Source organism: Nitratireductor sp. ZSWI3, from assembly GCF_024655565.1.
Lineage (GTDB): Bacteria > Pseudomonadota > Alphaproteobacteria > Rhizobiales > Rhizobiaceae > Nitratireductor.
The window spans coordinates 1-9,532 of sequence record NZ_JANKOF010000134.1 but is presented as its reverse complement, the minus strand read 5'-3'; the positions used below and the strand labels follow the sequence as shown (position 1 = coordinate 9,532).

Here is a 9,532-nt window from a genome sequence, read left to right as displayed (position 1 = left end):
GGCGGCGGCCGACCGCACCGCGCTCGGAACGCGGGCGGCGGCGCTGATCGCCGCCCATCTCCACCCCGTCGCCCCCGGCCTCTACCGCCTCGATGCGAACCTCTTCGAAGCGGCCGACCGGGCGGCCGCCCTCTACGCCTTCCGCATTGCCGCCGCGATGGCCGGCGGCACCGGCCAGCTTGCCGGCCTGGCAGCGGCCGAACAGGCGTTTCTGGCGGTGCGCCATCACGTTTGCGCCACATTGTCGCGGGCCGTGTTCTCCGTCCGCAAGGCCGGCGTCCACCTGCACCGCGAGCGGCGCAATCTGCCCGCGGTGGAAGGCACCGGAAGCCCCATCCTCTGGGACGGCCGCTATTGGCTTGCCGCCGAGCCGTCGATGCGGATCGCTCCTTTCGGCCGCGAAGCGGCGAAACTGCCGCCCGATCGACCGCACTGCCTGCCGCAGGACCTTCTTTTTTCAGCACAATCGGCGGAACCGGCCTTTTGGCGGGACGACATCTGCCTTGGCCCGGCGCGTGGCCCGTCCGCAGCGGCGGGCATTGCCGTTCCCGCCCCGTGGGCACGCCTGCTCCCATCCTTCGACATCGCCCCCGCCAATGCGGTCCTTACGGCGCTCGGCGGAAAAACGGTTATCCCCTGCCATCACCCGAACACAATCGCCACGGAGGCTTAACCTAAAGGGGAACGGGCGACGGCACTCGGCTTGGCAAGATTGCAGCGGCTCCCTATGTTAATCATGACCACGAAAAACGGATGATCGCCGGGTTCGGCGAGTATGCGGGACTTATATGAATCCGAATTATAGAAACTTTGCGTTGTGGGCGATTATCGCCGTCTTGCTGATCGCGCTCTTCAACCTGTTCCAGGCGCCTCAGCAGCGCGGTGCGACGCGCGACATCGCCTATTCGCAGTTCCTGCAGGAACTCTCCTCGGGCGGCATCGAGTCCGTGACCATCACCGGCAACCGCATCACCGGCACCTACACCGGCAACCGCACGCCGTTCCAGACCTATTCGCCCGGCGATCCGTCGCTGGTGCAGCGCCTGGAAGAGCGCAACGTGACGATCAATGCGCGGCCCGAATCCGACGGCTCCAACTCCTTCCTCGGCTACCTGATCTCCTGGCTGCCGATGATCCTGATCCTCGGCGTGTGGATTTTCTTCATGCGCCAGATGCAGTCGGGCTCCGGCCGGGCCATGGGCTTCGGCAAGTCGAAGGCCAAGCTGCTCACCGAGGCGCATGGCCGCGTCACGTTCCAGGACGTGGCAGGCGTCGACGAGGCCAAGGAGGATCTGGAGGAAATCGTCGAGTTCCTGCGCGATCCGCAGAAATTCCAGCGCCTCGGCGGCAAGATTCCGCGTGGCGTGCTGCTCGTCGGCCCTCCCGGCACCGGCAAGACGCTTCTCGCGCGCTCCGTGGCGGGTGAGGCGAACGTGCCGTTCTTCACCATCTCCGGCTCGGATTTCGTCGAGATGTTCGTCGGCGTCGGCGCCAGCCGCGTGCGCGACATGTTTGAGCAGGCCAAGAAGAACGCGCCCTGCATCATCTTCATCGACGAGATCGACGCGGTCGGCCGCCATCGCGGCGCCGGCCTCGGCGGCGGCAATGACGAGCGCGAGCAGACGCTGAACCAGCTTCTGGTCGAGATGGACGGCTTCGAGGCCAATGAGGGCATCATCCTCATCGCCGCCACCAACCGCCCGGACGTGCTCGATCCCGCACTTCTGCGGCCCGGCCGCTTCGACCGTCAGGTCGTGGTGCCCAACCCGGACGTCGCCGGCCGCGAGAAGATCCTGAAGGTGCATGTGCGCAACGTGCCGCTGGCGCCGAATGTCGACCTGAAGGTCATGGCGCGCGGCACGCCCGGCTTCTCCGGCGCCGATCTCGCCAACCTCGTCAACGAGGCCGCTCTGATGGCCGCGCGGCGCAACAAGCGCCTGGTCACCATGCAGGAGTTCGAGGACGCCAAGGACAAGGTGATGATGGGCGCCGAGCGCCGCTCGCACGCCATGACCCAGGAAGAGAAGGAGCTGACCGCCTATCACGAGGCCGGCCACGCCATCGTCGCCCTCAACGTGCCGAAGGCCGATCCCGTCCACAAGGCGACGATCATTCCGCGCGGCCGCGCGCTGGGCATGGTCATGCAGCTTCCCGAGGGCGACCGCTACTCGATGAGCTACAAGTGGATGATCTCGCGCCTCGCCATCATGATGGGCGGCCGCGTTGCCGAGGAATTGAAGTTCGGCAAGGAGAACATCACCTCCGGCGCCTCCTCCGACATCGAGCAGGCCACCAAGCTTGCCCGCGCCATGGTCACCCAGTGGGGCTTCTCCGACGAGCTCGGCCAGGTCGCCTATGGCGAAAACCAGGAAGAGGTCTTCCTCGGCCATTCTGTGGCACGCCAGCAGAACATGTCGCAGGAGACGCAGCAGAAGATCGACAGCGAGGTGCGTCGCCTGATCGATGAGGCCTATACCACGGCGCGCGCCATCCTCACCAAGCAGAAGAAGGGCTGGGTCGCCATCGCCGAAGGCCTGCTCGAATACGAGACGCTGTCGGGCGACGAGATCCAGGCGCTGCTGCGCGGCGAGAAGCCGTCGCGCGACATGGGCGACGACACGCCGCCCTCGCGCGGCTCGGCCGTCCCCAAGACCGGCGGCGCCCGCAAGCAGGGCAAGAAGAAGGACGGCGAGGAGCCGGAAGGCGGCATGGAGCCGCAACCGCAAGGCTGATCGCATCGCCAGTGCCGCGAACGACAATCGCCGTGAACTTGGTTCACGGCGATTTCGCGTGGATCGACCGCAACAAGATGGCAGCACAGTTGCCCGCCAATTAGTCGTTCGTTAAGCATAACAGGCAAGCTGACGTTTATATTGGGACCATTACACTGCCTCACAGAATTTGATGCATCCGATCACCGGTCCTGTGGCAGACAGTGGGTTGAGGGACGCCGCTTTGACAGACAAGGCTTCAACACGCAGCAAGGCAGGCCGAGCGCGCCCGGCGGGCGGGACTAAGGACACAATGGCAAAGAAGTATTTTGGTACAGACGGTATCCGCGGCCGCGCGAACCGTTTCCCGATGACGGCCGAGATCGCCATGAAGGTCGGCATGGCGGCCGGCCTGTCGTTTCAGAACGGCAGCCACCGCCACAGGGTCGTCCTCGGCAAGGACACGCGCCTTTCGGGCTACATGATCGAGAACGCCCTGGTCTCGGGCTTTTGCGCCGCCGGCATGGACGTGTTTCTGCTCGGCCCCATCCCGACCCCCGCCGTCGCCATGCTGGTACGCTCGTTGCGCGCCGATATCGGCGTCATGATCTCGGCCTCGCACAATCCCTATTTCGACAACGGCATCAAGCTGTTCGGCCCGGACGGCTACAAGCTTTCCGACAAGATCGAGGGCCGCATCGAGGCGATGCTGGACAAGGAGGTCGAGCTGGCGTTGGCCGACAACGGGGCGCTCGGCCGCGCCAAGCGCGTCGACGGCGTGCATGACCGCTACATCGAGTTCGCCAAGCGCACCCTGCCCCGCTCCATGTCCCTGTCGGGCCTGCGCATCGTCGTCGATTGCGCCAACGGCGCCGCCTACAAGGTCGCTCCGGCGGTCCTTTGGGAGCTCGGCGCCGAGGTCGTGCCGATCCATGTCGAGCCGAACGGCGTCAACATCAACGAGGATTGCGGCTCCACCCACCCCTTGAGCCTCGCCAAGAAGGTGCACGAGGTGCGCGCCGACATCGGCATCGCGCTCGACGGCGACGCCGACCGCGTCGTCATCGTCGACGAGAACGGCACGGTGATCGACGGCGACCAGATCATGGCGCTGATCGCCGAATCCTGGCAGCAGGCCGGCCGACTTGCCGGCGGCGGCGTGGTGGCCACGGTGATGTCCAATCTCGGCCTCGAACGCTTCCTCGGCGACCTGAAGCTCGATCTGCACCGCGTCAAGGTCGGCGACCGCTACGTGGTCGAGCGCATGCGCGCCAACGGCCTGAATGTCGGCGGCGAGCAGTCGGGCCATGTGGTCCTGTCCGACTTCTCGACCACCGGCGACGGCCTTGTGGCCGCCCTACAGGTGCTCGCCTGCATCAAGCGGCAGAACAAGCCGGCAAGCGAGGTCTGCAAGAAGTTCGAGCCGGTCCCCCAGCTCCTGAAGAACGTTCGCATCAGCGGCGGAAAGCCGCTTGAGAGCGCCCCGGTCAAGGCGGTGATCGCCGAAGCCGAATCGCGTCTCGGCGACAAGGGCCGTCTGGTCATTCGCCCCTCCGGCACCGAACCGCTGATCCGCGTCATGGCGGAGGCTGACGACCCGTCGCTGGTCGAAAGCGTCGTCGATGACATCATCCACGCCATCAGCGATTCCAAGGACGCCGCGTAGGCACCTTGCGTGAGCGCCTGCTCCGGTTCCGACGACCGGTCGGACGCGTCTCCGTCCCTCATCGGCTCCTGCAGGAATAGAAGCCGCGATATCCGACGGTCAGGCCCTGATCGAGGCGGAAGACGAGTTCCGCGTCGGCGCGCCAGTCGGCATCTTCGCCGAGCGTCCGGACGGTGACCGTCATGCCCGGCGCCGAGAATTCCGCCGAGCCTGCCTGCCGGCCGTCGGCCGACTCGGCGGTGACGAGAACCCCGTTCAGCTTCATGGCCGCCCTGCCGTCGCCCGCGATCCAGAGGATCGGATCGGCCTCGGCCCCCCACCTGAATGTGCAGTGGGCGTCCGCTTCGAGAACCCGGTCCGCCTCCGCTTGCGGCATCGACGCAAGGTCGAGCTGGCTGACAAGGGCGGCTGACAGGGCATCCTCGACGGTGCCCGGCGCGGCAGGCGGATCCTCATAGGTGCTTTCCACCACCCTTCCCGAGGAAAGATCCGCGATCAGGTAGCCCATCTCGGCGATCTCGCGGCGCTGCGCCTCGATAATCTCGTCGGCGAGCTTGCGCACCCGCGGATCCCGGATCTGCGCGCGTTCCGACGTCATGATCGCGATCGAGTGATGCGGGATCATGGCGCGCAGGTAGCTCGGCCCGGAGACCGTGGCCTGGCTGCGCACGAGCCACAGGGACAGCGCGAAGACGATCGCCGCTCCCGCGAAGATCGCGATGTTGAGCTGCCGGTTCGCATACATGCCCAGCATATAGGCGAGCATGACGACGGCCATCGTCGCCCCCATCAGGATCGCCATATAGGTGCGGGTCTCGCTGAAGAAGACGTGCTCCCAGGCATAGGTGTTGAGATACATCAGGATGAACATCACCACCGTGGAGGTGAGGATCATCAGGCCGAAGCGGATATAGGACATGCTCGCTCTCCTGCGCCGGTCGCTGAAGCGATGGCCGCGCCGGCTCCCCCGGGGATCTGTTCCTTCAACCGAAAAATACTCCCGAGGTTCCTCCAAACCGGCTGGAGGGGCGGGAAGGTTGCATGCTCCGGAGCGCCTTCGCCGGCCGCCGCTGCCGCGCATATTCGCGTCTTGCGTGCATTTTCAACGTGGTTAAGGCTTAAGGTTAAGCCGTACTTAACTTTTTTGTTCAAATATCCCGTCGACTTGCAATCCGCCCATGTGCCCCGGGGGGCAGCGGCGACGCCAAGGATGGGAAGCTATGTTGAAACACCTGAAGGCTCTCGGGGCGGCCTTGCTGCTTGTGGTCCCGACACTCGCTCACGCAGCGGATCTCTATATACCGCCGGTCGTCGAGGCGCCGCCGCCGCTCCCCGTCGCCGAGCCGGCCTTCGGCGGCTGGTACATCCGCGGCGACATCGACTATCACTGGTCGAAGCTGCGCGGCACCGAATACATCACCTATGGCTGCTGCGGCAACGTCGCGCCCGGCACGGATGATTTCGACACGACCAAGCTCAAGGGCGCGCTGTCGCTCGGTGCCGGCGTCGGCTATCAGATCAACAGATATCTGCGCACGGATTTGACCGGCGACTACTGGTTCAAGTCCGACTTCGAAGGCACCACCTCGGGCATCTGCGGCGGCGTCGCCTGCACGTCGACCGACGTATCCGCCTACAGCGCGCTCCTGCTGCTCGCCAATGCCTATGTCGATCTCGGCACCTATCACGGCGTCACGCCCTATGTCGGCGCCGGCATCGGCGGTGCCTATGTGATGTGGGACGACCTGGAGAATGTCATCTCCGGCGGCCCGACCGTGGTGCACAAGGGCTCCAGCAACTGGCGCTTCGCCTATGCCCTGATGGCCGGCGCCTCCTACTGCCTGACGGAGAACCTCAACCTCGATATCGGCTACCGCTTCACGCACATCAACGGCGGCCGCATGTTCGAATATGCGGCAGGCGTGGCGCCTGGCTTCGACAAGGGCATCAACGTCCACGAGGCGCGCGCGGGCCTGCGCTATCAGTTCGGTCCCGGCAACGCCAACTGCGCACCGGCACCGCAGGTGGTCAGCTATGAACCGCCGCCCTACGAGCCGCCGGTCTACAAGTAGACGCGACAGCATCAATCATCGGAACCGCCCGGCCTCGTGCCGGGCGTTTTTTTGATCGGACCGAGCGAAAGCCGGCGTTCCAGCAAGAATGGCGCTAACCCCTTGTTAGCCTTAACCGCCGCTTAACCGGGATGGTTAACAATGGCTCCGATTGGCGACGGGGGGCTTCCAAATCCGTCGTGATACGCGGAGTTTGGATCATGCACACAGTTTCTCGCCTGTTTCTTTCAGTTGCCGTTCTCGGCATCGTTCCTCTCGCCCCTGCCGGGGCTGCCGATTACGATCCTCCGATGATCATCGAGCAGGCGCCGGACCTCGTCCCCGTCGAGATCGGCAGCGGCTGGTATCTGCGCGGCGACATCGGCTATTCGCTGAAGACGGAGGGCCGGGATCCCTTCACCTACCGCACCTTCGACGGCCTGAACTACGGCAGCGACAGCTTCGACACCGCCTCGCTGTCCAAGGAGTTCAGCTTCGGCGTCGGCGTCGGCTATTCCTTCACCGACTGGCTGCGCGCCGACGTGACGCTCGATCGCTTCAGCGCCGGCTTCAGCGGCACCACCTCCAGCGCCACCCCGTGTCCCGGCAGCCCGGCGGGAACGACCTGCCGCTCGGAGGATGCATCCGAGTTCACCGCCTATTCGGCCATGCTCAACGGCTATGTCGATCTCGGCACCTTCGTCGGCTTCACCCCCTATGTGGGCGCCGGCATCGGCTACACCTATGTGAGCTGGGACGACCTGACCAACAGCGCCTATTGCGTCGGTGGTGCCTGCCCCGCCCCGGCGCTGGTCGGCAGCTCGACGCATGGCGGCGAATCCGACTGGCGCTTCACCTATGCGCTGATGGCCGGCGTCGCCTACGACCTCACCGACAACATGAAGGTCGACCTGAACTACCGCTACCGCAACGTGGCCGGCGGCGACATGTTCGGCTGGGATTCGGCAACCGCGGCGGCCGGCGCGACGGGCATCCAGGCCAGCGATCCCGGCTTCTCCAGCCACGAGATCCGCGTCGGCCTGCGCTACGAGCTCTGGTGAGCGGGCTCCGCACCCGAAACGATTTCGAGACCCCGCCCATCGGCGGGGTTTTTCGTTGGGGCCATCCGGCGGGTTTTCATGGTGCTCCCGCCGCTTCGCGCCTCAATGCGCCTCGTCCCAATTGTCGGCGGCGCGCGCTTCCACCTGCAGCGGCACGGAAAGGGCGCGGGCGGGCAGGGCGGCGTTCTCCATCACCGAGCAGATGATCGGAATCGCCTTCTCGACCATCTCCTCCGGCGCCTCGAACACCAGTTCGTCATGCACCTGGAGCAGCATCTTCACCGTCTCCAGGCCCGCCTCCCGCAGCGCCTCGTCCATGCGCGCCATGGCACGGCGGATGATGTCGGCCGCCGAGCCCTGGATCGGCGCGTTGATCGCCGCCCGCTCGTTGAAGGCACGCAATTGCGGGTTGGACGAGCGGATCTCGGGATAATGCGCACGGCGCCCGAAGATGGTCTCCACGTAGCCCTTGGCGCGCGCCTGCGCCTTGGTGTTGTCCATATAGTCCCTGATGCCGGGAAAACGCTCGAAATAGCGCTTGATATAGGCGCCGGCCTCCTCGCGCGGGATGCCGAGCTGGTTGGCCAGGCCGAAGGCGGAGATGCCGTAGATGATGCCGAAATTGATCGCCTTGGCGCGCCGGCGCACCTCGGGCGGCATGCCTTCCACCGGCACGTCGAACATCTCCGAGGCGGTCATCGCATGGATGTCGAGCCCGTCGGCGAAGGCCTGCTTCAGCTCCGGTATGTCCGCCACATGGGCGAGCACCCTGAGCTCGATCTGGCTGTAATCGGCCGAGATCAGCTTGGTCCCGCCCGGCGCCACGAACGCGGCGCGGATCTTGCGGCCCTCCGCCGTGCGGATCGGGATGTTCTGCAGGTTCGGCTCCGAGGAGGAGAGGCGGCCCGTCGTCGTCGAGGCCAGCGCGTAGGAGGTGTGAACGCGCTTCGTCTGCGGGTTGATATAGCCGGGCAGGGCGTCCGTGTAGGTGGATTTGAGCTTCGTCACCTGGCGCCAGTCGACGATCTTGCGCGGCAGCGGATGGCCGGCGGCGGCCAGGTCCTCGAGCACCTGGGCCGAGGTCGACCATTGCCCGGTCTTCGTCTTCGAGCCGCCCGGCAGGCCCATCTTGCCGAACAGGATCTCGCCCAGCTGCTTCGGCGAGCCGATGGTGAAGCGCTCGCCGGCCAGCTCATAGATCTCGTCCTCCATGCGCGCCGCCGTCTGCGCGAAATCGCCGGAAAGCCGCGACAGGATCTGCCGGTCAACCTCGATGCCGCGATGCTCCATGCGGCCGATCACCGGGATCATCGGCCGCTCCAGCCGCTCATAGACCGAGACCAGCCCCAACGCGGCGAGCCGCGGCTTCAGCACCTGCCACAGCCGCAGCGTCACGTCGGCGTCTTCCGCCGCATAGGCCGTGGCGCGCTCCAGATCGACCATGTCGAAGGTCGTCTGGCCGCGGCCCGAGCCCGTCAGCTCCTTGTAGGGGATCGGCGTGTGGCCGAGCCAGCGCTGCGACAGCGCATCCATGCCATGGCTCACCGTGCCGTGGCTGCCCGTGCCCGCATCGAGCACATAGGAGATCAGCATCGTGTCGTCCGCATTGGCGATCTCGACGCCGAGCCGATACATCAGCAGCCAGTCGTATTTCAGGTTCTGGCCGATCTTCAGCACCGCCGGATCGGCCATCACCCGGCGGATGGCGTCGAGCGCCTCCTTCTCGCCGATCTGGCCGTCGATCAGCCCGCCGCCGAGGAGGTCGCCCGAGCCGTTCTTGTGCGACAGGGGCACATAGGCGGCCCGGCCGGGCCGCGTCGCCAGCGAAAAGCCGCACAGCTCCGCCTGCATCGGGTCGAGCGAAGTCGTTTCCGTGTCGAAGGCGAGAAGCCCGGTCTGATAGGCATCCTCGATGAACGCCGACAGCGCCGCCAGGTCGCGGATGCACTGGTAGGCGGAGCGGTCGATGGTCTGCGCCGGGGCGGCAGCGGCCACCTGGTCGGCCAGCTTCTGCGGCGTGGCGGCATCGCCCGCGCCGGCGGC

The 9,532-nt window shown here is 65.9% G+C and carries 6 protein-coding genes and 1 pseudogene; 5 read left to right on the top strand and 2 right to left on the bottom strand.

The genetic code is table 11. The features are described from left to right. The 3 genes and pseudogenes from NUU27_RS23795 to glmM form a co-directional block, all read left to right on the top strand. Positions 1–673 (top strand): annotated as a pseudogene (locus NUU27_RS23795) (tRNA lysidine(34) synthetase TilS); the annotation flags it as partial. 115 nt (positions 674–788) lie between these two features. Further along, positions 789–2,732, top strand: coding sequence for an ATP-dependent zinc metalloprotease FtsH (ftsH, locus tag NUU27_RS23790; protein ID WP_257764786.1), 1,944 nt, complete (start codon positions 789–791; stop codon positions 2,730–2,732). Between the two features lie 292 nt (positions 2,733–3,024). Continuing rightward, positions 3,025–4,377: a phosphoglucosamine mutase gene (gene glmM / locus NUU27_RS23785; protein WP_257764785.1), complete on the top strand. Its 1,353-nt coding sequence runs from the start codon at positions 3,025–3,027 to the stop codon at positions 4,375–4,377. A 58-nt stretch (positions 4,378–4,435) separates the two neighbouring features. On the opposite strand, the gene NUU27_RS23780 is transcribed toward glmM, so the two are convergent. Next, a complete protein-coding gene (locus NUU27_RS23780) occupies positions 4,436–5,296 on the bottom strand; it encodes a DUF6692 family protein (protein WP_257764784.1) in 861 nt (286 codons plus the stop codon). A gap of 301 nt (positions 5,297–5,597) precedes the next feature. Between NUU27_RS23780 and NUU27_RS23775 the strand changes: the two genes are divergently transcribed. Together NUU27_RS23775 and NUU27_RS23770 are read left to right on the top strand one after the other, a co-directional pair. Further along, on the top strand, positions 5,598–6,449 hold the full coding sequence (locus tag NUU27_RS23775; RefSeq protein ID WP_257764783.1) for an outer membrane protein: 852 nt from the start codon (positions 5,598–5,600) through the stop codon (positions 6,447–6,449). Between the two features lie 200 nt (positions 6,450–6,649). Then, positions 6,650–7,489 carry an outer membrane protein gene (locus NUU27_RS23770; RefSeq protein ID WP_257764782.1) on the top strand — a complete coding sequence of 280 codons (840 nt, stop codon included), beginning with the start codon at positions 6,650–6,652 and terminating at the stop codon, positions 7,487–7,489. Between the two features lie 102 nt (positions 7,490–7,591). Here the strand turns inward: NUU27_RS23770 and polA are convergent. Continuing rightward, positions 7,592–9,532: DNA polymerase I (polA, locus tag NUU27_RS23765; RefSeq protein WP_257764781.1), on the bottom strand; the 1,941-nt coding region annotated here is incomplete at its 5' end.